This is a genomic window from Campylobacter sputorum, assembly GCF_002220775.1.
GTDB lineage: Bacteria > Campylobacterota > Campylobacteria > Campylobacterales > Campylobacteraceae > Campylobacter_F > Campylobacter_F bovis.
In genome coordinates, this window is record NZ_CP019685.1 from 858,663 (window position 1) to 880,432 (window position 21,770).

19 protein-coding genes, 2 rRNA genes and 1 CRISPR repeat array (1 of these 22 only partly in view) are annotated in these 21,770 nt (G+C 29.2%); of the genes, 10 read left to right on the forward strand and 11 right to left on the reverse strand.

The features are described 5' to 3' along the window. Positions 1 to 5 precede the first annotated feature (5 nt). Genes argB through CSPB_RS04345 form a run of 4 tightly spaced genes read right to left on the reverse strand, consistent with a single transcriptional unit; the run spans position 6 to position 3,719 of the window. Positions 6 to 854: an acetylglutamate kinase gene (argB, locus tag CSPB_RS04330; RefSeq protein ID WP_089193294.1), complete on the reverse strand. Its 849-nt coding sequence runs from the start codon at positions 852 to 854 to the stop codon at positions 6 to 8. 34 nt (positions 855 to 888) lie between these two features. Then, positions 889 to 1,824: a tetraacyldisaccharide 4'-kinase gene (locus tag CSPB_RS04335; protein ID WP_089193295.1), complete on the reverse strand. Its 936-nt coding sequence runs from the start codon at positions 1,822 to 1,824 to the stop codon at positions 889 to 891. Further along, positions 1,817 to 2,950: a DegT/DnrJ/EryC1/StrS family aminotransferase gene (locus CSPB_RS04340; RefSeq protein WP_089193296.1), complete on the reverse strand. Its 1,134-nt coding sequence runs from the start codon at positions 2,948 to 2,950 to the stop codon at positions 1,817 to 1,819. Before CSPB_RS04340 ends, CSPB_RS04335 begins: the two co-directional genes overlap by 8 nt. 16 nt (positions 2,951 to 2,966) lie before the next feature. After that, on the reverse strand, positions 2,967 to 3,719 hold the full coding sequence (locus CSPB_RS04345) for an NAD+ synthase (protein WP_089193297.1): 753 nt from the start codon (positions 3,717 to 3,719) through the stop codon (positions 2,967 to 2,969). A gap of 134 nt (positions 3,720 to 3,853) precedes the next feature. Here CSPB_RS04345 and CSPB_RS04350 point away from each other — a divergent pair, with 134 nt between their 5' ends. Further along, a complete protein-coding gene (locus tag CSPB_RS04350; protein WP_089193298.1) occupies positions 3,854 to 4,447 on the forward strand; it encodes an MBL fold metallo-hydrolase in 594 nt (197 codons plus the stop codon). Here the strand turns inward: CSPB_RS04350 and CSPB_RS04355 are convergent. Genes CSPB_RS04355 through CSPB_RS04365 form a run of 4 tightly spaced genes read right to left on the reverse strand, consistent with a single transcriptional unit; the run spans position 4,444 to position 6,424 of the window. After that, on the reverse strand, positions 4,444 to 4,953 hold the full coding sequence (locus tag CSPB_RS04355) for a hypothetical protein (RefSeq protein WP_033915623.1): 510 nt from the start codon (positions 4,951 to 4,953) through the stop codon (positions 4,444 to 4,446). The genes CSPB_RS04350 and CSPB_RS04355 overlap by 4 nt on opposite strands. A gap of 9 nt (positions 4,954 to 4,962) precedes the next feature. Beyond that, on the reverse strand, positions 4,963 to 5,856 hold the full coding sequence (gene cmoB / locus CSPB_RS04360) for a tRNA 5-methoxyuridine(34)/uridine 5-oxyacetic acid(34) synthase CmoB (protein WP_089193299.1): 894 nt from the start codon (positions 5,854 to 5,856) through the stop codon (positions 4,963 to 4,965). Between the two features lie 4 nt (positions 5,857 to 5,860). Then, the gene (locus tag CSPB_RS09080) at positions 5,861 to 6,025 is read right to left on the reverse strand and encodes a hypothetical protein (protein ID WP_195180633.1); all 165 of its coding nucleotides are present in this window, start codon (positions 6,023 to 6,025) and stop codon (positions 5,861 to 5,863) included. A gap of 36 nt (positions 6,026 to 6,061) precedes the next feature. Next, positions 6,062 to 6,424, reverse strand: a complete 363-nt coding sequence (locus CSPB_RS04365; protein ID WP_089193300.1) for a diacylglycerol kinase — start codon at positions 6,422 to 6,424, stop codon at positions 6,062 to 6,064. A 675-nt stretch (positions 6,425 to 7,099) separates the two neighbouring features. On the opposite strand from CSPB_RS04365, the gene CSPB_RS04370 reads away from it, so the two are divergent. Then, positions 7,100 to 7,339, forward strand: a complete 240-nt coding sequence (locus CSPB_RS04370) for a hypothetical protein (RefSeq protein ID WP_089193301.1) — start codon at positions 7,100 to 7,102, stop codon at positions 7,337 to 7,339. 201 nt (positions 7,340 to 7,540) lie between these two features. Here the strand turns inward: CSPB_RS04370 and CSPB_RS04375 are convergent, their stop codons facing one another. The 3 genes from CSPB_RS04375 to CSPB_RS04385 all read right to left on the reverse strand — a co-directional run bounded on the left by CSPB_RS04375 (position 7,541) and on the right by CSPB_RS04385 (position 12,345). Continuing rightward, positions 7,541 to 7,825 (reverse strand): ComEA family DNA-binding protein, encoded by a 285-nt coding sequence (locus CSPB_RS04375; RefSeq protein WP_089193085.1) that lies wholly within the window; start codon positions 7,823 to 7,825, stop codon positions 7,541 to 7,543. A 272-nt stretch (positions 7,826 to 8,097) separates the two neighbouring features. Beyond that, a 5S ribosomal RNA gene (gene rrf / locus CSPB_RS04380) occupies positions 8,098 to 8,215 on the reverse strand. Between the two features lie 564 nt (positions 8,216 to 8,779). Beyond that, positions 8,780 to 12,345: ribosomal RNA gene (locus CSPB_RS04385) — 23S ribosomal RNA — on the reverse strand. A 772-nt stretch (positions 12,346 to 13,117) separates the two neighbouring features. Here CSPB_RS04385 and CSPB_RS04390 point away from each other — a divergent pair. The 8 genes from CSPB_RS04390 to cas1 all read left to right on the forward strand — a co-directional run bounded on the left by CSPB_RS04390 (position 13,118) and on the right by cas1 (position 21,298). Next, complete coding sequence (locus CSPB_RS04390; protein ID WP_089193302.1) at positions 13,118 to 13,789, forward strand: CRISPR-associated endoribonuclease Cas6; 672 nt, start codon at positions 13,118 to 13,120, stop codon at positions 13,787 to 13,789. A 172-nt stretch (positions 13,790 to 13,961) separates the two neighbouring features. Continuing rightward, positions 13,962 to 15,719, forward strand: a complete 1,758-nt coding sequence (locus CSPB_RS04395) for a TM1802 family CRISPR-associated protein (protein WP_089193303.1) — start codon at positions 13,962 to 13,964, stop codon at positions 15,717 to 15,719. Then, a complete protein-coding gene (gene cas7b, locus CSPB_RS04400) occupies positions 15,712 to 16,647 on the forward strand; it encodes a type I-B CRISPR-associated protein Cas7/Csh2 (protein WP_089193304.1) in 936 nt (311 codons plus the stop codon). The genes CSPB_RS04395 and cas7b overlap by 8 nt, the downstream gene beginning before the upstream one ends. Further along, on the forward strand, positions 16,631 to 17,335 hold the full coding sequence (gene cas5 / locus CSPB_RS04405; protein ID WP_089193305.1) for a CRISPR-associated protein Cas5: 705 nt from the start codon (positions 16,631 to 16,633) through the stop codon (positions 17,333 to 17,335). The genes cas7b and cas5 overlap by 17 nt, the downstream gene beginning before the upstream one ends. Further along, on the forward strand, positions 17,328 to 19,514 hold the full coding sequence (cas3, locus tag CSPB_RS04410) for a CRISPR-associated helicase Cas3' (protein WP_235606474.1): 2,187 nt from the start codon (positions 17,328 to 17,330) through the stop codon (positions 19,512 to 19,514). The genes cas5 and cas3 overlap by 8 nt, the downstream gene beginning before the upstream one ends. Further along, positions 19,514 to 20,008: a Dna2/Cas4 domain-containing protein gene (locus CSPB_RS04415; RefSeq protein WP_193625394.1), complete on the forward strand. Its 495-nt coding sequence runs from the start codon at positions 19,514 to 19,516 to the stop codon at positions 20,006 to 20,008. Before cas3 ends, CSPB_RS04415 begins: the two co-directional genes overlap by 1 nt. 9 nt (positions 20,009 to 20,017) lie before the next feature. Then, complete coding sequence (cas2, locus tag CSPB_RS04420) at positions 20,018 to 20,296, forward strand: CRISPR-associated endonuclease Cas2 (RefSeq protein ID WP_089193308.1); 279 nt, start codon at positions 20,018 to 20,020, stop codon at positions 20,294 to 20,296. A 9-nt stretch (positions 20,297 to 20,305) separates the two neighbouring features. After that, entirely contained in the window at positions 20,306 to 21,298 is a 993-nt protein-coding gene (gene cas1 / locus CSPB_RS04425; RefSeq protein ID WP_089193309.1) for a CRISPR-associated endonuclease Cas1, read from the forward strand. A 183-nt stretch (positions 21,299 to 21,481) separates the two neighbouring features. Next, a CRISPR array of direct repeats spans positions 21,482 to 21,770; the repeat unit is 30 nt; unit sequence GTTAAAATTTAATCCTATGGATTTTGAAAC (it continues 338 nt past the right edge of the window).

A 21,770-nucleotide genomic window follows, 5' to 3' on the forward strand; every position in this document is an offset into this window, starting at 1 on the left:
CTTTTTTATCCTATCATACTTCCTATACCAACATCTGTAAATAACTCAAGAAGTATGGAGTGCATAATTTTTCCATTTATAATATGTGCTTTTTCGACGCCATTTTCGATACATTCAACGCAAGAAAGTGCCTTAGGTATCATACCACCACTTATAGTACCATCATCAATAAGTCTTTTTATATCGGCTTTATTTAATTTACTAATTAATTTTTGATCTTTATCCAAAATGCCAGAAATATCGCTTAAAAATACAACTTTACTAGCATGTAAAGCTTTAGCTATTTCACATGCACATAAATCTGCATTTACATTATATCCATTAACGCTATTTTCATCTCCAGCTGCAATTGGCGATATTACAGGCATTATACCTAAATTTAAAAGATCATTTATAGCACTAGCATTTACATCAATTATTTTTCCAACAAAACCTAAATTATCCATATCAAGGGCTTTTGCTTTAAACAAGCCAAGATCTTTTCCACTTACTCCTATAGCTTTTGCACCATGAAAATTGAGTAAATTTGTAAGTTCTTTATTTATATTTCCACAAAGCACCATTTCTGCTACTTCTAATGCTTCTAGCGATGTTTTTCTAATGCCATTTACAAATTCGCTTTTTATATCTGTTTTTTGCAAAAACTCATTTATTTTTTTGCCTCCCCCGTGAACTATGACAACTTTTATGCCGACAATTTGAAGCAACACCATATCTCTTGCAAACTCTTGTTTAAACTCTGGTTTTATCTGAGTAGAACCACCAAATTTTACTACTATAATTTTATCTCTAAATTTTTGGATATAAGGAAGTGCCGAAAGTATAATTTCTGCTGTTTTGATACTTGTATGCAAGGAAAACCTCTCAATATTTTTATTTTAATTTTATCTAAAACGAGCTAAATTTACTATCAAAGACATAATTATAAAGCGTTTTTGCAAATTTTTGACTAATAGTAGTTTCTAAAACTATTATTGAAGTAGGCAAGTTAAACCTCTCAATTTTTACAAAATCTTTCATAGTAACAAGAAGCGTTGTGGCTTGATACTTTTGCAATAAATTTAAAAGTTCATTTTTATTAAAATCATAATGATCTGGATAAAACTCTATTCCCACGCATTTATCAAAATAATCTTTTAATCTATGTGGATTTGCTATGGCCGTAACTAAAAGCATTTTATTGCTTGGATTTATAATTTTACTATTTTTTATAATATCTGAATTTTGTGGTATAAAATTTGCAAATTTATAAAAAAAAGTTGGATATCTATAAGCACCGCTTGGAAAAGTAAATGAAAAAAATGGCTCTATCTGTGGCTTAAGCAAAATATCAAATTTCTTTATATCAAATTTAGAAAATCCATCATCAAAAATAATTAACTTTGCTCCATATTTTTTAGCCATATCAATACCAAGTTTTCTATCTTCACTAACTATAACATTTGCTTTAAACTTAGCATATTCCATAGCTTCATCGCCACTTTTTATAACATCTAAAAAAATTTCTCCATCATTTGCAACTAGCAAACAGCCACTTGACTTTCTCTTATAACCCCTAAGAACTATAAAGGTTTTGACTTGCGGGGAAAATAACTCATAAATAGCTTTAACAAGTGGTGTTTTTCCACTACCACCTACAATTATATTTCCAACACTTATAATTTTTATGTCAAAATTTTTTGGTTTAAAACATAGCTTTTTTATACAAACCAAAAATCCGTAAACAAAACTAAATGGCAACAAAGCTATGGATAAAAATACATCAAATAAATTTGGTCTATAAAAATACCTATTTATCCATAAATGTATTTTTTGTCTACACACGAGATTTTGCTGTTTTTAAAATGCTACTGCAAATATACTCAATCTCATCGTTTTTTAAATCAGAATAAATAGGCAAAGAAAGAACAGTTTGATATGTCTTAAGTGCAGATGGAAATGCATTTACTTTTAAATTATATTTATTTTTATAATAACTTAAAAGGTTTAAAGGGACATAATGAAGAGCTGTGCTTATACCAATATCTGCTAAATCTTTAGCAAAACTATCTCTATTTTTATCAACTTTTATTATGTATTGAAAATAAATATGTTCGCCATTATTTATAGGAATTTCTATATGTGGACAATCTTTTAAATTTTTATTATAAATAGACGCTATTTCTATTCTTTTTTTGATAAACATATCAACTTTTTGAAACTGAGCCAAACCAAAAGCAGCATCTATACTACAAAGGCTATATTTGGTGCCTATATCTACGATATCATAAATATAACCTAAATTATCATTCTTTCCACCATTGTTTACGATACCGTGATTTCTTAAAAGTAAAGCCCTTTGTGCAATATCACTATCATTTGTAAGCATAAAACCAGCACTTGCAACACTAATATTAAACTGTGAATTGATTCTAAAACAAGATATCTTAGAACTCATACTTCCTATTTTTTTACCTTTATATGTCGCACCAAGAGCATTAGTTGCATCATCTATTATATCTATTTCATACTTATTAGCTATATCATAAATTTCTTCCATATCTGCAGATTGGCCAGCCATATGAGTTATAAAAGCACATTTTAATTTTTTACTTTTATTCGCCTTTATAACATCTTCAAATTTTTGCGGATTTATATTAAAATCATCTTCTTTTATATCAACAAAAATAGGTTCTGCATCAAAATGCCTTATAACTTCTGCAATATTTGGAAACGAATTTACAGAACAAATTATTTTATCTCCTCTTTTGATATCCATGGCACAAAGTGCAAGATGTTTTGCAGATGTACCATTATTAGTAGAAATAACATGCTTTACACCAAAATATTGTTTTATGCTGTTTTCAAAATCAAGAACCATATCAACACTATTTGGATTTTCTAATGCTTGTTTTATAAGCTCTTTTTCTTTGTCATCTATTTGAGGTCTAAAAAAATCTATTTTTTTCATATTTTTCCTTTACAATCTAATGTATTTTAGCAATCTTAGGAGGATGCAACTTAAAACTATTTTTATTTACTAAATATAAAACTCTATCTACCAAATCTTTATCAAATTTATTATACAAATCTACTTTGCTTATGCCGTTTTTACTTATCTCTTTTAAAATTATATCTAATTCATTATAACTATAGCCCAAATCAGATTCATCATCTTGATTTTCCCACAAATCGGCACTAGGTTTTTTTTCAATGAATGTTTTATCAATTTTTAGAAATTTTGCAAACTCAAATATATCGCTTTTAAAAATTTCACCAATTGGATTTATAGCACAAGCCATATCGCCATATATAGTTCCATATCCTAACATTAGTTCGCTTTTATTTGAAGTTCCTACAACAAATCCACCAATCTTAGCAGAATAATCATAAAGTAAACTCATTCGAATTCTAGCACAGAGATTGCCTAATCTAATGTTACTTAAATTTTCATCTATACTTACTTTATAAGCTTGTAAAATAGGTTCTATTGATATAATTTTATAATTTATACCAAGTTTTTTACAAAGATTAATCCCATCTTCTAAATTTTTTACATTAGAAATTTTAGTTGGTAAAAGCAACGCATATGTATTTTTTTGTGACACTTTTGCACACAAAGTAGCTACAACAGCAGAATCCAAACCACCGCTAATGCCAATTATAAAATTTTTAGCAGTATTTAAATTTAATTTTAAAAAATTTAATATCTTATTATGTATATCTGAATAATTACTCATTTCAATCTTTAATAATATAAATTTTATTAATTCTACTGGTTTTTATATTAAAAAATTCTTTTAAAATTACAAAAAGAATACAAAAGTAAAAATTTAAAATTAAGTATTATAATTGTAACAAAAAAGGACTAAAAATGGAAGTTTTAACAAAAGAATGCGGAAGATATCAAACTAATTGCTACATATTGTCTATAAATAACAAAGAAATAATCATAGATCCAGGAGAAAATTCTTTTTCATGGGTAATTAATAATGTAAAAAATCCGCTTGCAATCCTAAATACACACGGACATTTTGATCATATTTATAATAATTTTGAATTAAAAAATAAATTTAATATACCTATTTATGCACCAAAAGATGATATTTTTATGATAGAAAATGATATTTTTGGCATTGGGTATAATCCTAGTAAAGTTGACATAAAAATAAGCAATGAAGATCTATTCATTATAGGCGATTTTAAAATAAAATTTCACCACTTTCCAGGTCATACACCAGGATGCTCGATGATAGAGATAGGTGATTATCTATTTAGTGGGGATTTTTTATTTTATCGCTCTATTGGAAGATATGATTTTCCACACTCAAACAAAGAAGATATGAAAAACAGCCTAAAAAAATGTTTAAAAATACAACAAGATTTTATACTTTTACCAGGTCATGGAATACCATCAACACTAAAAGAAGAGCAAAATAATATCACAACATGGATAAAAAGGCTTTAATCTTCTTTGTCATTATTTTTAGTTGCTTTTTTAGTTAATTTTTCTTTTATCCTTAATACATGATCTTCTAATATTAAAATCTGATAAACTGCATCAAAAATCTTTATATCTTTTATAGTTCCAACAACCCTAACTTCTCTTTTTTTACTCTCTTCAAAATTTGAAGTTGCGACAAAATCAATCACATCACCAAGCTTAGGATGTGCTAAAAAACTTATTTTTACACCAATAGTAACTAAATATTTTTCATTTATGGAAGCATAAGCACAATAATTTGCAGCCATAAATAAAAATGATACATCTATCAAATTTTCATTATCTATTTTCATATCCATATTCGTATTTAAAATACTTTTTGCACTATTTTTATCTATTTCAATAATATATCCACATATATTTGGTTTTATAAGCCATTCAAATTTTAAATCACCTCTTATAACTTCCCATTTTTCCATTAATTCAGAAGTTTGATCATCATTTTCTAAATTTTCTATATCACTTGACATATTTTTCCTTTATATACTAAGCTTTATATAGGCTCTAAGTGGCGCTGGGTAGCCTTCTACTGTAAAATTTTTATCTTTATTATTCAAAAAATTATCCAAACTTTCACCATCAATCCAGCTTGTTTTTCTCTGTTCATTTTCATCTGTTTTTTTTGTTGCAAGTATTGTAAAATCTTTAAATTTAGCCCTTTGACACCAATTTTGCAAAGCCTTTATGCTTGGTATAAAATATATATTTGGTATCTTAGAGTAAGTTTTGTTAGGACAAAGAGCTATTTCTTTGTCGCTATTAATGATCATAGTGTCTAAAAATAACTCGCCATTTGGATTTAATGATGATTTAAGATCTTTCAAACATTTTATCGGATCGCTTCTATGATACAAAACACCTAAACAAAAAAGCGTATCAAATTTATACTCATAATAAGGCAAATGCTCTACCCCCAAAAGCTCAAAGTGTATGTTGCTGTTAATAAAATGATTTATAAATTTAAATTGCAAATACGCCCTAATACCAGGATCAAAACCGACTAATTTTGCCGGATTGTAATTTAACATTCTAAAAAGATAATAGCCATTATTACAACCTATATCTCCAACAACCTTGCCTTGTAAATTTAAAAATGGTTTTAAAATATTAAATTTAATAAAGCTTTGCCATTCAGAATCTATAAAAGTTTGAAAAACATCAAAAGGACCTTTTCTCCAAGGCTTTAAACTTAAAGCCGTTTCATAAACTAGATTTTTAGTTTTATCATCAATATCTGCTGAAATTTCTATAACATCATCAAATTTACACTCGGATTCTATGATAGGTAAATTTGATATATTGCTAATATTTTTTTTATAAATTTCAAAATTGAGCTCATTTAATTTTTGTTTTCTTATCTCTTCAAGATTCATTTATCTACCAATCAATAATATTTTGTGGGCATTTTCTTTGATAAGTCCCAGTAGCATCATAATACTCTTTGCAATCATTGTAGTATCTAGTAGAAATTCCTCTTTCATTAAACCACAAACAACCGTTTAAAAAAAACAGAATAAATATTAATATAATTACATTTTTCATAGCTTAATTTTATCATATTTTAAATCAAAATAAAAGCTAGATTAAAATAAAAATTTTTACAAGTATAGCAACCCAAATACACACACAAAGACATATTGATAAAAATACAGCACAACTCCCTATATCCTTTGCTTCTTTGGCTAATATATGATAATCTTTTGTAACAAGGTCTACACATCTTTCTATAGCCGAATTTATGCATTCTGTTATAAAAATAAGAAATATAGGCAAAATAAGTAAAATTTTATGCAATATATCTATTTTTAAACACAGGGCTATAATGATAAAAATAGAGCCTAAAAATAGTTCTATTCTAAAAGAAGTTTCGCTCTTTAACATGCAATAAATACCGCTTAATGCATATTTTGTATTTTTAAAAAAATTGTACTTTGGTTTCATATATTTACCTTTTACATAACTAGAAAAACCTGCATAGTTTCAACTTTTTGATAGATATTGTATCATAAATCTTATACAACACTATCTTCATTCATTCTAGAACTATTAATTAGCATAGTTTAAATCTACCATAATATCATTTTTGCTGCTAAAAAGCCCTCATGCATCAATGACTAAATATAATTTTCTAATGCTATATTACTTTATTACAGCATAACAACTAGATAAATAAGTGGGTAACTGTATTTATTTTATAAGCAACAATGTCTTTTATGCCTATTATTTTACCTTAAAACCACTATATTTCATATGTATTGCCTATTTTGCATAACAATCGTATTACTAAATTTATATGTGGTAATAATATTATCTTATATGATTATTCTTACAAAAACATTTTACAAAATATCTTTTAAATTTAGGTTATTTTTATGTATTTGTTAAAACCTTTTTCGTGCCTGTATATCAATCTTCGCAAAAGCATTTAATGTAAAAACAGGCAACAAAAAAATATCAATTTTATCAACAAATACCGTTTTACCGCCGTATTCTATTTTAAAGTTTAAATACAATTCAAATTTAGACCATAATATACTTATATTTATTAATAAACGATAAGTTGTGTTAGCAAAATAAAATTTTGTTTATTTGGTTTAGTTGCCGCATTTTTATTAAATGGATGTACTAATACAAATATCTAGCGAAAAAAAAGAAATGTTTAATATAGATGTTAAAATTCTAGATATAAAACAGGCAGATAATAAAAATGTTATGATTAAAGTAAGTTATTTAGTAGGTAGTTTTACGAAAAATATTACTTGGCCTAGTAAAGCTTGTGAGTTTAAGTCAACTTGTAATGAAAGTACTTTTTCAGTAGCTGTTAGTTATATTGTTAAAAATTCAACTTGCAAATAATTTTAAATCATATAACATAAGGCAAAATTGACATATAAAAAATCACAGCTTTAACTTAAAAACCTATCCCCATAACAATCATAAACATCATAAGGATAAGATTTACTTTACAATCCCATTCTAATATAATATTATATTAGCAAAATTTAAAATTATAAATTTACAATAAACTCTTTATAATCATAAAAGCATTATAAAGACTTATTTATCCTTCTTATCTTCTTTTTTATTTTTGTTGTTATTAGCTTTATTTACACTCATACTATTTTTATTATCATTATAAATCTTATCACCTATACCTTTGACATTTTTTATATCTTCAACACTATTAAATTTATTAGTTTTTCTATACTCTATGATAGCCTCTGCTTTAGATTCTCCAACACCTTTTAATGTCATAAGTTCGTCTTTAGAAGCTGTATTTAAATCTATAGCTCCAAATACATAAGAACAAACAAGCATTAATAATAAAAGTAACTTTTTCATATATTTTCCTTTAAATTTAGTATATTTTTTATCTTTCTTATATATAATGATTAATTAATAATATATTAGGATAAATCAGATTTTACATTTTTTGTACTTAAAATTTTATAAATTTATATAAAAATTAACAAATGGAAACAAACAATAACAAAAGCAAATTATATTTAATTTAATATGAATTATTATATAAAAAATACTAAATTTATTTAATTATTTTAATATAAATAAATGTGAATAAATTAAGAAAGATTTGTAGAATAAATTATTAACACGCTTTGCAGCGACTTACTTTTCCACATCCCAGTAAGGGAGAGTATCATCAGCCATGATATGCTTAGCTTCTTGGTTCGAGATGGGGCAAGGCGTTTCCATATCTGTATAGCCACAAAGCAGTGTTAAATAAAAATACTTTCTCTTTTTATTTATACTGCGTCAAGATTAAAAAGTATGCTTATTATTCGCTTTCCTTATCTAAATTAAAAATAGTCGTATTTTAAGCAAACCACGAACTTATAAAAGTATTCTTATTAAACACTGTTAGATAAATTGTTAAAAGTCTAAGTTTTAATTATAAAACTTTTTACTTATTAAGGATTAAAGATATTTCACTTTTATATCTTTCTAGCAAACTTGATTTGTGATTAGATGTAAGGCTTGTAAAAAGTTTGATTAGTTTTAAGTGAGTTACCTTAAAGGTAATGAATGCAAAAATCTAATCAAGCTTTCGTGCAATTGTTCTTACACTAAACTAAATCATTATTAATTTTATCCTTAACAAGGAAGTGATGCTTAATTTTAACTATTTATTTGTATAGTTATTATGTATTTTTGGAGGTATTTTTTCGCTAAACAAGGAAGACAAATGAGTTCAAGGGAGTTACCATATAGGTAATGACCGCAGAACTATATGAAGTCTGACGCAGTTTAGTAGAAAAAAGACAAACAAAAAAAATAAAAGATAAGCAAACGAGCTATTAGTACTGGTCAGCTAAATGACTTACATCACTTACACATCCAGCCTATCAAACTTATAGTCTATAAGAGCTCTTAAAAGAAGATTCATCTTGGAGTTGGCTTCGAGCTTAGATGCTTTCAGCTCTTATCACATCCCAACTTAGCTACTGGGCGATGCTCTTGGCAGAACAACCCATACACCAGTGGTTGGTTCGACCCGGTCCTCTCGTACTAGGGTCAACTCTCCTCAATCTTCTTACGCCCACGGCAGATAGGGACCGAACTGTCTCACGACGTTCTGAACCCAGCTCGCGTACCGCTTTAAATGGCGAACAGCCATACCCTTGGGACCTGCTCCAGCCCCAGGATGCGATGAGCCGACATCGAGGTGCCAAACCTCCCCGTCGATGTGAGCTCTTGGGGGAGATCAGCCTGTTATCCCCGGGGTACCTTTTATCCTTTGAGCGATGGCCCTTCCACACAGAACCACCGGATCACTAAGACCGACTTTCGTCTCTGCTCGGCTTGTATGCCTCACAGTTAAGCTAGTTTATGCCTTTATACTCTACAAACGATTTCCAACCGTTCTGAACTAACCTTTGTAAGCCTCCGTTACATTTTGGGAGGCGACCGCCCCAGTCAAACTACCCACCAGACATTGTCCTACATGAGGATAACTCATGCTAGTTAGCTACCCAAATAAAAAAGAGTGGTATCTCAACAATGGCTCACCATAAACCAAAATCTATGGATCAAAGCCTCCCACCTATCCTGCGCATTTTTATCCAAGTAGCAGTGTCAAGCTATAGTAAAGGTCCACGGGGTCTTTCCGTCTTGCCGCGGGTAGGAGGAATTTTCACCTCCACTACAATTTCACTGGATCCCTCTTTGAGACAGCTCCCATCTCGTTACGCCATTCATGCAGGTCGGTATTTAACCGACAAGGAATTTCGCTACCTTAGGACCGTTATAGTTACGGCCGCCGTTTACTCGGGCTTCGATCAAGAGCTTCGCTAATGCTAACCCCATCAATTAACCTTCGAGCACCGGGCAGGCGTCACACCCTATACATCCACTTACGTGTTAGCAGAGTGCTGTGTTTTTGGTAAACAGTCGGGAGGGACTCTTTGTTGTAACCTCTAGGGCTTTAACACCCTGGTAGGCACACCTTATACCGAAGATACGGTGCTATTTTGCAGAGTTCCTTAAAGAGAGTTCTTCCACGCGCCTTAGAATACTCATCCCACCCACCTGTGTCGGTTTACGGTACGGGCTTTGATTACTAAACTTAGAAACTTTTCTTGGCTCTATAGCATCATGGGTTCTTACGCTACTCCGAAGAGTTTTGTAAGCCTTTAAGATTTCAGATAAAGAGTTACGGATTTGCCTATAACTCAACCTACATCCTTAGACTAACTATTCCATCAGTTAGCCCCACTAGCTTTAAGCGTCCTTCCATCGCACATAATCAAAGGTATTGGAATATTAACCAATTTTCCATCGCATACCCCTTTCGGACTTTGCTTAGGACCCGACTAACCCTACGATGACGAGCATCGCGTAGGAAACCTTGGGTTTACGGCGTTAATGATTCTCACATTAATTATCGCTACTCATGCCTGCATGCTCACTTGCATCCGCTCCAGCGCTCCTTACCGGTACACCTTCAACGCTGAATGCAACGCTCTCCTACCAGACGGAATACAGATGACAGAATACGGATTACGGAATTTAAAGTTAATTATTTAATACTACTTGTAAATACAGATAATCTTCTAACTAAGATTTTATACTCTTTTATTAATTTATTAGATATTTTTTCATCAATGTAACCTAAATCTTTTGAAACTCTTATCCATAAGATAGTTTCATCTGTACTTCCTATTGAATAAACTAGCATTCTTTTAAACTCATCTTTATAGAATCTATGTTTAGCATAACCTTCTACCATATTAGCAGTTATACTTTTACTTGATCTTCTTAATTGATCAGCTATACCACCAAATTGTTCTATCTTTGGATAAGATAGTGTTAATTTGTGAATTTCTAACATAAGATTATAAGATGATTTATAAATTTCTAAATCAGTTACATCTAGTTTTTTATTATTTGTATTCACTCTGTTTTATTTCTTTAAACTCTGTAATCTGTATTCTGTAATCTGTATTCCGAATCTACGACTTCGGTACTTATTTTAGCCCCGTTATATTTTCCGCGCAAAATCACTAGACCAGTGAGCTATTACGCTATCTTTAAAGGATGGCTGCTTCTAAGCCAACCTCCTGGTTGTTTCAGTAACTTCACATCGTTTTCCACTTAAATAAGATTTGGGGACCTTAGTCGGTAGTCTGGGTTGTTCCCCTCTTGACGACGGATTTTATCACTCGCCGCCTGACTGCTGTGATTACACTATAAGTATTCGGAGTTTGATAGGGTTTGGTACATTGGTATACGCCCTAGCCCATTCAGTGCTCTACCCCTTATAGTTACGACACAACGCTATACCTCAATATATTTCGGAGAGAACCAGCTATCACGATGTTTGATTGGCCTTTCACCCCTATCCACAAGTCATCCGAAAGCTTTTCAACGCTTGCCAGTTCGGTCCTCCGCCGGTTTTTACACCGGTTTCAACCTGCTCATGGATAGATCACATCGTTTCGGGTCTGCAGCATCTGACTAAACGCCCTATTAAGACTCGCTTTCGCTACGGCTCCGGGTTTCCTTAACCTTGCCAGACACCACAACTCGCAGGCTCATTATGCAAAAGGCAGTCCATCACACGTCATAAAGAATCGTGCTCTGAATGATTGTAAGCAAATGGTTTCAGGTTCTATTTCACTCTGATCACCTCAGTTCTTTTCACCTTTCCCTCACGGTACTTGTGCACTATCGGTCTAGTAGTAGTATTTAGGGTTGGAAAGTGGTCTTCCCAGATTCAGACAAGGTTTCACGTGCCTCGCCCTACTCAGGATACTGCTAAGTAAAAAGATGATTTCGTATACGGGAGTATCACCCTCTATGCTCAATCTTTCCAGATTGTTTTACTATCATGTTTTAGTCTTTTATGCAGTCCTACAACCCCACTAGTAAACTAGTGGTTTGCCCTCTTACGCGTTCGCTCGCCGCTACTAGCGTAATCTCTTTTGATTTCTTTTCCTGTGGGTACTAAGATGTTTCAATTCCCCACGTTCGCCTACGGATTACAGACAACAGATAACTATATACAGAAATTTTAGTTTTTAGTTTATTATAATTAATCTTTATGAAGTAAAAAATATTTTTATCTATTCTATTTATTACTCTTTTATAGTTATTTCTAAACTATGATTTATAGACTAAGAAATAATTTAAAAGTTAATCATAATAAATTTAATAATAAAATTTGGTATTTAATCTATTCTCTGTAACCCGTATAATGTATATTACTATACACTGGGTTGCCCCATTCGGAAATACACGGATCAAAGCTTCTTGACAGCTCCCCGTGTCTTATCGCAGTCTAGTACGTCCTTCATCGCCTCTACCAGCCAAGGCATCCACCATTTGCTCTTAGTAGCTTACCTTTTTTTAATTCCGCAGACGAATAAAATTCGTCTTTACGGTGGGGAGTGCAAGCACTCTCTCAACCCACCTAAAGTTATAAAGATTTACAACAAAAACATAAATTCACCGATTGTAAGTAAATTTAATTTTATTGTCTTTGGAATTTATTAGAATTGTTTATTATGTTTATATTCTAATTCGCATCACTTCCTTGTTAAAGATAAATAGTAATAAAAATATTTTAAATAATTAAATATTAATAATTGATATTTAAACTCTATAGCTAATAAAGTTATAAATAAGAACTATATTTTTATTATTTAATTAATAAAAAGTTACCTTTTAAACTTTTAAATGTCTAAAAAATTCTCTCTTTATTTTTATCTTACTTTATTTACAATGTTTAATTATATATGATTTAAGACGGAAAGAGATTAATAATATATAAAGATAAGTTTTTAACTCTTTATATACCGTGACATAATCTTTAAACTTTTAAATTTAGATAACAGATAAATCTAAAAGCTTGCTTTTTTGTAATCAATATAATTAAAGCTTTAACAAGGTCCTGTAAAATTGTTTTATTTTATTAAAACTTGTTTGTGACTTTTAACAATAGTAAGTTAAATAACATCGCTTCTACAAAAGCGAAATGGTATTTTACAGAAATAAACTTAAAAATAGATAAAATATAAAGATTTTTTTGAAAAAATATAAATTTAAACAAAAATTTGACTACCTTAATATAGAATTTTGAAAATATAATATTAATTCCATATGAAAGGTTTTTCAATGCTTACAATACAAAGCAAAATTCCATCAAAAAATTTACAAATTTATAAAGGTTTATCAAAGCTGATTCAGGGATTTTTTTACTCAAATTTACCTGAAATAGAACATATTGGATACAAACATGGTAGTGGAAAGGTTTTCAAAAAAACAAATTTTTGCTTTACTCTTAAAGACGGGCTTTTACATATCAAATTTAGTGCTTTAGAAAAAGAACTAGAAGAGATAGTAGCTGTTTCTTTACTAAAAAATAGCTTAAGGCTTGGTGAGATTCACTTGGTTGATACAGCGATAAATTTAAGTGAGCACAAAACGGATGAAACGGATTTAAATTTAAAAGGATATGTTGTTTGCAATATAAAAGGGCTTTTAGATAGAAAAGTCTATCTCGAACCAGCTGATTCAAGGCACTTAGAAATTATGACAAATAATTTACTTCAGAAATATGAAACTTTTTATGGTAAAGCTTATGAAGACGAGCTTAAAATAGAGCTTTTATGGCAAGATTTTGAGAGATTTCACAAATTTTACTACGGAAATAATAAAAACTATATGAAAGCTTGGCTTGGAAACTGGAATATAAAAGCGAATAACGACTTAATAAATTTAGCCCTTTCTACCGGGCTTGGAAGTGGTGTTATGAGCTATGGATGTGGCTTTGTAGAAAAAGTTTAGCAAGGCTTTAACTTAATAAAATAAATTTCAAAATCTATAAGATGCCTTGCTAAAAGGTAGAATTATAGCAAAATTTCAATTTATGTCAAAATATATAACTTAATATAATAATAAAATTTGACAAAGAAATTACTTTTTGCTATAATTCAAAAAATACAAAAAGGAAGCAATAATGAGTGATATTATAAAAACTTTTTATGACATAGGAAGTGTTTATAAAAGTGATGAAGCCATTATAAAAAATAATGCTTATAAATATGGCAAAATCAAAACCTATCTTTTTGACATAGAAACAAAAGAGATAATTCCTAGTCTTAATGTTTTAAAAGATGAATTAATTATCACTCGCTTTGGCGTTGGATCAAATTCTGGAAATCTTTTTCCAAACCAATTTTTTGATAAAAACACCAATTTAAATTTAGATAAATTTATAAAAGGTATTTTAACTGCTTGCAAAAATTTATTATCAAAATTCAGTGATGACTTTGGTGATGTAAGTTGCGACCAGCATAAAATTTTAACTATATTAAAAAACATAGATGAAGATTTTTTTAAAGATAAAATAGATGAAATTTCAAAACTACAAGAAGAAAAAGGCACAAAAACAGCAACCTATTTAGCCTTATCTTATAAAAAAAAGCCGGTTTCTGCATATTTTCAAGAGACATACATAAAACATATCTCCAAAACCAAAGTTTTAAATGTTTATGGATATGATATGATAGAAAATATCAAAGGAATTGGAGGAGATGCAAATTTAGCATTTTGTTCTGTAAATGAACTTCCTGAAAATTTGCAATATATAAAACCTAGACTTTTACCACTTAGTCCAGAAAATGCACAAATCGTCAAAATCGGCTATGATGCTATGGATAAAAAACTATCTCACAATTTTTATGGTCTTAAAATGGCTATTTTGCCAACATTTTTAACAAATGACAAAGATATCTCAAAAGAGATTTTAGAAATTTTGGAACAAACTACAAATGGCGATATAAATAGCATTAAAGATGGCGAAGAAATGATTGACTTAACTCTAGAAAATAGTGGGCTTTATTTAAAAGATTACCCTGTTTTAGCAACTATTTTATTTTATGGAAAAACAAATGCTGCTGTAAATTTATTTTTGGTTATTGATGATATTTTGCCATCTTACATAACCAATATTGCAAAAAATCTCGCCAAATATAAAATAAAAGCCTTTAGTTCAAAAAACAATCCAAAAGATATGATTTATTTGCAAAAGCTTTTTAATAACAACTTAGAGATTATGCAAATTTTACTTACTGATAAAAGAATAAAATTAGATATATTGCTTACTAAAATAGCAAATTTAATAGTTTTTGGTAGTAATAATAAAGCTTATTTTAACAATGTTGAATGGGATAAATATTTTAATGATTACTACAAAGATAGAACTATAGAAAGTATAGAAAAATATATAAATTTCTTTAATGATATAGGCAAAATAAAATTTAACCTAAGAAAGGATATAGATGTGAAAAATTTATCACTAGATGAAAAATTAAATTCACTAATAGCAAATAGTAGCTTTTTGCAAAATCCAAATTTAAAAAGTGCATATCTTATTGGTATGCTATCAGCAGCCACAATAAACTGGCAATTTGGAGTGTCTAAAAAAAGCTCTTATGCCAACTGGCTAAATAATATAGGAGTTATAAACAGATCAAATCTTGAAAAAATTTATAAAAAATGCGATGAGACTATTAGAAAAGTTTCATCTACATCTAGTGCTATAAGCGGCACAGAAAAAATAAATTTAATCAAAGATAAGCTTTTTGAAACGCTAGCAGATACCGTAACAAGTAGCGAAATAGTAAAAAGTTCACACATTACAATCGCTTTTGCAATGGGTGGGAGCGATTTTAATAAACATATAAAAGATAAAAAAGGAGAAAATGATGCTTAAAAAAGAGATTTTATTTTTTTGGGATGGTGAAAATTTTAATCCAAACGGAGATATGTTAAATGATAATGCTCCTAGACTGGATGAAGAAACAAGTTTAGCAGAAGCTACTGATGTTAGAATAAAAAGAACAATAAGAGATGAACTAATTAGAGAAAATCCGGATCAGATTTTTATAAAAACATACGAAGATAAAGACGGAAAAATACTAGATGCAAAAACAGCAATGAGAGAGGAAACTAAGCTAAATATAGATATCAAAAAAGCAAATAAAGATGAAATCATAGAAGCAATTTTATCAAATTTTATAGATATTCGTGCTTTTGGTGGAGTATTGCCAATTTCTGATAACAAAGAAAAAGAAGTTAAAACAAAAAGTGTAAGCTTTACTGGTCCAGTTCAGTTTAGAATCTCAAAATCTTTACATAAAGTTTCAGTAAAATACATAAAAGGTGCTGGTGCATTTGCAAGCGGAAGCGATAAAGATGCAAAAACATTTAGGGAAGAGTCTTTTTTAGACTACGCATTTTTTGCAACTTATGGAATTTTTGATAACAATAATGCTAAAAATACAAATTTTAGCGAAGATGATGCTAAAAAAATTCTAAAAGCTCTTTGGAATGGAAGCAAAAATTTAACAACTCGCACAAAAATAGGGCAAATACCTAGATTTTTACTAATCATATCTTATAAAAATAATACCTTTACAGGAGATCTAAACAACTTAGTTTCAATAATTTCACAAAAAGAAGATGAGGCAATAAGAAGTATAAAAGATTTTAAAATCAATTTTTCAAATTTAAAAGAAAAACTTGAACTATATAAAAATGATATAGAAAAGATTGAATTCATCAGCGATTTTAACTTTAAAAATTTAAATGAAGATGAATTTGATAAAAGCTGGGTAGAAATAGATGTTAATAGCCTTTGATTTATGGGGAGATTATGCGCATTTTAGCCATCCTGCGACAATTTATTCATCTCTTACTTATCCAGTGCCGCCAAAAACAGCCATAATGGGACTTTTGGGAGCCATAATAGGGCTAAAAGAGTATGAAAAGCTTGGAGATTTAAAATATAGCGTTAAACTAAACGCATCCTTAAAGAAAAAAACTATGATTTTTAATGGTATAAAAATGGCTCTTAGCTCAAGTATGAAATTAGCTGATGGTTACCAAGATGCATCTCAAAAAAAACAGTTTTATAGAGAGCTAATTTGCGAGCCAAACTATACCATTTATCTAAATTTAGAAAATTTAGATAAATACTTTCAAGATCAAATTTATAAAAATATTAAAGAGCATAAAAGCGTATATACACCATATCTTGGCATAAATTTTTGCCTTGCTGACTTTAAATTTAAAGAGATTAAAAACTTTAACAAAATAGAAGATGAAAAAATCTATGTTTCTAGCTTTGTTTTAGAAAACGATTTTATCTTTGAAAAAGATAATTTTAGTGCCAAACTCTCATCTTACACTATGCCTTGTGATGTAGAAAACAATAGAATCTTTAAAGAGTTTAAAAACTTCATCATAGAAATAAACTTAGGCAAACTTCTTGCTAAAAATAGTGGTGAAATTTACGAAATCAATGACGAAAGACTCTATTTTGTTTGATGAATTTCTATCTCATCCAAATAAAATCTTCATAAATCACATTTTAGGAATGCTTTATGAAAACGATGCCACACTAGAAAAACAGGTTAAAATTTATCACGATATTGCAAAACTTAAAAATAGTTTTCAAATTTACATAAGAGATAAATCAAAAGTAAAAAATAAAGAGCACTCTTTACTAAGCGGATATTTTTTTGTTTCAAATAGCGACTTTGATCAGCTAGATACACTTTTTGGATTTTTAGCAATAATTTCTCATCACACAGATGTAAAAGATTTTTATTCCTTAAAAGTTTCAAACAAAAACTTTGGTGATTACTACCAAAACAGTATAGAGTTTAGCTTTGCAAATGAAGTTATAGAAAATGCAAAAACTTTTAGTGAATTTAAAGATATTAAATTTGATAATATACACGAAAAAGCTAAAAAATTATCAAGATATTTACTATTATCAGAATTTAAGCATAAATTTAATTACGATGATTTTATAAAATTTAAATCTATTTACTCAAATTTAATCTTTAATGACAAATTTGAAGCAATTTTTAGCTCTAAATTTACTCCTTCAAAGCCCATTCAATTAAAACCGCTTGAAAAATATATAAAAAATTTAGTAAAAGATGAAGATAGAAATCTACCTGAAAATAAAAAAAGAGAAGATTTTAGACAATTTGTTTTATCTAATTTTGATAAAAACCACTCCTTATACACATTAACAGCTCCAACAGGCTATGGCAAAACATTAACTGCTCTAAATTTCGCTCTTAAATTTAAAAAAGAAAGAGTTATTTTTACTCTTCCTTTTACATCCATCATAGATCAAACTTACGACACTTTCTCGAAAATCTATCCTGATTTGGAAGTGCAAAAAATCCACCATAAAACTATAGTCCAAAATGATGAAAACGAAGATATAGATTTAGATAGTGATAGATATTCAAAAGTTAAATTTATGCTAAACTCATTTAGTGCTGATATAAATATCACAACAATGTATCAACTAATTTACGCCATGTTTGGTAACTCAAACAAAGACAATGTCAAATTTCACAGCCTTAAAAATAGTGTTATTATAGTTGATGAAGCTCAAGCTTTGCCATATAAATTTAGACAAGATTTTATCAAGCTTTGTGAAATTATTTCAGAAAAATTAAACTCTGTTTTCATACTTATGTCAGCAACAATGCCAGTTATCAATAGCCCTGAATTTAAAGAAATTTCAAACCTAGACTATTTCAAAAAACAAAATAGATATAAAATAAAATATTTAGATAAAGACGAAGATGAACTCATAGAACAAATCAAAATAGTTGCCAAAGATAAACACACCCTTGTCGTTGTAAATACTATCAAAAAAGCTCAAGAGCTATACTTTAAATTTCAAGATGAATTTAAAACATATTCAATAAATGGCTACATGACTGACAATCATAAATTGCAAATCATAGGTGATATTAAAAAACGGCTTAAAAATAAAAATGATAAATCTAAAAAAATACTTCTCATTTCAACCCAGTCTATTGAAGCTGGTGTGGATCTTAGCTTTGAAGTTGGATTTAGAGAAATAAGTCCTATAAGCTCTATTATACAAACAGCAGGTAGGGTAAATAGAAGCGGGGAATTTGGTGATGGTGTTTTATATGTTTTTAATAACATTAGCAAATTTGAAGCTTTAATATATGGAGATTTGCAAAATATAAGCGATAGCATCTTTAAAATCTTAAAACAAAAAGAGATAAAAGAGAGTGAAATTTTAGAATTTTCTAATATTTATTTTAAAAAAATTCATGAAAATTTAGAAAATTTATATATAGAAAATGAGATTTCAAAACTTGAATTTGAAACTATAAATAGCAAAATAGATGAAATTATGAAAGAAAATAGATATAAAAAACTTATTATTATAGAACCAAAGCCTAATTTTATTTCGGATTTGGAGCAAGTTTTCTTTAATTATAAAAATGATGATGAGTTTAAAATCAAAGAATTTAGAAACAATATCATTAAAAAAATTATAAAATACGGCGTCAATATAAGCCAAAATGACATTAAAAATTTTGGCACTCGCCTAGAAAAAGTAAAATTTTGTGATATTTCTTACTTGCCTTTTAACGCACCAGAATATGATAAAAATGTAGGAATTTTAAAAGCTAACTCCAAAGAAATGGCATTTTCATGATTTTTACAAAAGAAGAGATCACAGGTACTTTGGTAAATTACTACACAACTTGTAAAAGAGAAGCTTGGCTGTATTCTAGAAAAATTCACGCACGACAAGATGATGAAAATATGCTAATTGGAAAAGCCTTAGCTGATTTAAGGGAAAATTTGCACGATTTCCCATACTCAAACCTTAAATTTGATAAAATTGCAAAGCAAAGTGGTCACTACATCATAACCGAATATAAAAAATCTCTAAAAAACGAAAACGCCGCTAAAATGCAGCTTCTTTTTTATATCTACACTCTTAAAACCGCTCTAAATTTAAAGCAAATTTATGGAAAAGTAATAAGTGGTAAAAAAGTTATCGCCATTGATGATAGCGATGAGAATTTTAAGCTTATAAGAGAGCTTTTGGATGAAATGAGTGAGTTTTTAAGCCTTAAAACTCCACCAAAGGCAGCTAAATGTAAATTTTGTAAAAATTGCGCTTACAATGACTATTGTTTTTAAGGGAAATTTATGTATATTATTTTGTTTTATGACATCTCAAATAGCGAAGAAAAAGAGAAAAATAATTCAAACCGCGTAAGAAAACTTGTAGAAAAATATATCCCAAGAGTGCAATTTAGCGTCTATGAAGGCGAGATTAGAGAAAGTGACTACAAAAAGCTAACCGCCCATCTCAAAAAGCTCATCCACGCCAAATTTGACTCTATAATCATCTATAAATTTGATAAGCAAAGTTACACTAAACGCGAAGTTATAGGTATAGATAAAAATGAACCACTTTTTAGTTAAAGGAGATTTATGAAAACAGATAGAACACATTTTTTGCTAAGCAGTGGAAAACTTTATAGAAAAGATAACAATATTTATTTTGATAAATATGATGAAGATGGCTTGATTTTAAACACAAAAATCCTACCCATAAACGCTATCAATGAAATTTATATCCTTGGCAAAGTTGAGTTAGATACCTATACTATGGCGTTTTTAAGCACGAATAATATCTTGCTTCATATATTTAGTCAGCATGGAAGTTTTCGTGGAAATTTCTATCCAAACTCGCCAAATTCAGTAAATAAAAGCGGCTTTGTGCTTTTAAATCAAGTAAGAACTTTTGACGATGAGATAAAAAGAGTAGCAATCGCTAAAGAAATAACCAAAGCTAGGATGATAAACTCTATAAATAACTGCACAAAAAGAGGCGTTAAATTTGAAGAAGATGGGCATCTTAAAGCTCTAAAAAATGCCCAAAATATAGCCCAAATTATGGCGTGCGAAGGGGCTTTTGCAAAGGAATATTTTATAAAATGGAACGAAATCATAAAAAATCAAAAAAGCTTTAAATTTATCGCTCGCTCAAAACGCCCACCAACTGATAAAATCAACACTTTTATAAGCTATGTAAATACTAGAATTTATAATGTTTGCTTAAGCGAAATTTATAAAACCGAGCTTGATCCTAGGATTTCGTTTTTACACGAGCCAAATTACAGGTCGCTTAGCTTGCATCTTGATTTGGCTGAGATTTTTAAGCCTGTTTTAGGGGATAATTTGATTTTTAATATGCTAAATAAAGATGAAATCACAGCAAAAGACTTTAAAACTGATGCCGGAAGGATAAGGTTTACAAACGAAGCTGTGCAAAAAATAGAGTTAAATATGATAAAAGCCCTTACTTCTCAGGTGAAATTTGAAAATCAGTTTTTAACTTATAGGCAAATAATTAGGCGTGAAGCAAATCAGATAAAAAAGTGCATTTGTGAGAATTATCCTTATGAAGGGTATGTTGATTAGCTTACTTTACAAGAGAGATTTTGTATTTTTTTGGGGATTAGTTTTTAAAGCTAAGTTTAAGTTTATTTAAATGCCTATATTTAGGGTTTTTTGTTTGCAAAAAAGGCTTTTATAAGCAGCTTTTAAGTCGGATATATTTATAATAATTTGCAATGATTGCCGATGTATGATGATTTGGTTGCTGTTAAAATTTAATCCTATGGATTTTGAAACCTAGGCTACTTTGGAGAGCCATAGAGATACTTGGGAAGGTTAAAATTTAATCCTATGGATTTTGAAACCAAAGAAGTAGAAGTAAGCTATATGTTCCTCTTATAGTTAAAATTTAATCCTATGGATTTTGAAACCTTTTATGTGATCTATTAGTTGAAAATAGCTTTCATTGTTAAAATTTAATCCTATGGATTTTGAAACAAGCTATCAAACACACTATCTGTTTTTTCTTTTGTGTTAAAATTTAATCCTATGGATT

What these genes read in the sequence shown, in the direction of transcription:
- CSPB_RS04340 (WP_089193296.1), bottom strand. Translation starts at nt 2,950, where the DNA reads ATGAAAAAAATAGATTTTTTTAGACCTCAAATAGATGACAAAGAAAAA.
- CSPB_RS04345 (WP_089193297.1), bottom strand. Translation starts at nt 3,719, where the DNA reads ATGAGTAATTATTCAGATATACATAATAAGATATTAAATTTTTTAAAA.
- CSPB_RS04350 (WP_089193298.1), top strand. Translation starts at nt 3,854, where the DNA reads ATGGAAGTTTTAACAAAAGAATGCGGAAGATATCAAACTAATTGCTAC.
- CSPB_RS04355 (WP_033915623.1), bottom strand. Translation starts at nt 4,953, where the DNA reads ATGTCAAGTGATATAGAAAATTTAGAAAATGATGATCAAACTTCTGAA.
- cmoB (WP_089193299.1), bottom strand. Translation starts at nt 5,856, where the DNA reads ATGAATCTTGAAGAGATAAGAAAACAAAAATTAAATGAGCTCAATTTT.
- CSPB_RS09080 (WP_195180633.1), bottom strand. Translation starts at nt 6,025, where the DNA reads ATGAAAAATGTAATTATATTAATATTTATTCTGTTTTTTTTAAACGGT.
- CSPB_RS04365 (WP_089193300.1), bottom strand. Translation starts at nt 6,424, where the DNA reads ATGAAACCAAAGTACAATTTTTTTAAAAATACAAAATATGCATTAAGC.
- CSPB_RS04370 (WP_089193301.1), top strand. Translation starts at nt 7,100, where the DNA reads ATGGATGTACTAATACAAATATCTAGCGAAAAAAAAGAAATGTTTAAT.
- CSPB_RS04375 (WP_089193085.1), bottom strand. Translation starts at nt 7,825, where the DNA reads ATGAAAAAGTTACTTTTATTATTAATGCTTGTTTGTTCTTATGTATTT.
- CSPB_RS04390 (WP_089193302.1), top strand. Translation starts at nt 13,118, where the DNA reads ATGCTTACAATACAAAGCAAAATTCCATCAAAAAATTTACAAATTTAT.
- CSPB_RS04395 (WP_089193303.1), top strand. Translation starts at nt 13,962, where the DNA reads ATGAGTGATATTATAAAAACTTTTTATGACATAGGAAGTGTTTATAAA.
- cas7b (WP_089193304.1), top strand. Translation starts at nt 15,712, where the DNA reads ATGCTTAAAAAAGAGATTTTATTTTTTTGGGATGGTGAAAATTTTAAT.
- cas5 (WP_089193305.1), top strand. Translation starts at nt 16,631, where the DNA reads ATGTTAATAGCCTTTGATTTATGGGGAGATTATGCGCATTTTAGCCAT.
- cas2 (WP_089193308.1), top strand. Translation starts at nt 20,018, where the DNA reads ATGTATATTATTTTGTTTTATGACATCTCAAATAGCGAAGAAAAAGAG.
- cas1 (WP_089193309.1), top strand. Translation starts at nt 20,306, where the DNA reads ATGAAAACAGATAGAACACATTTTTTGCTAAGCAGTGGAAAACTTTAT.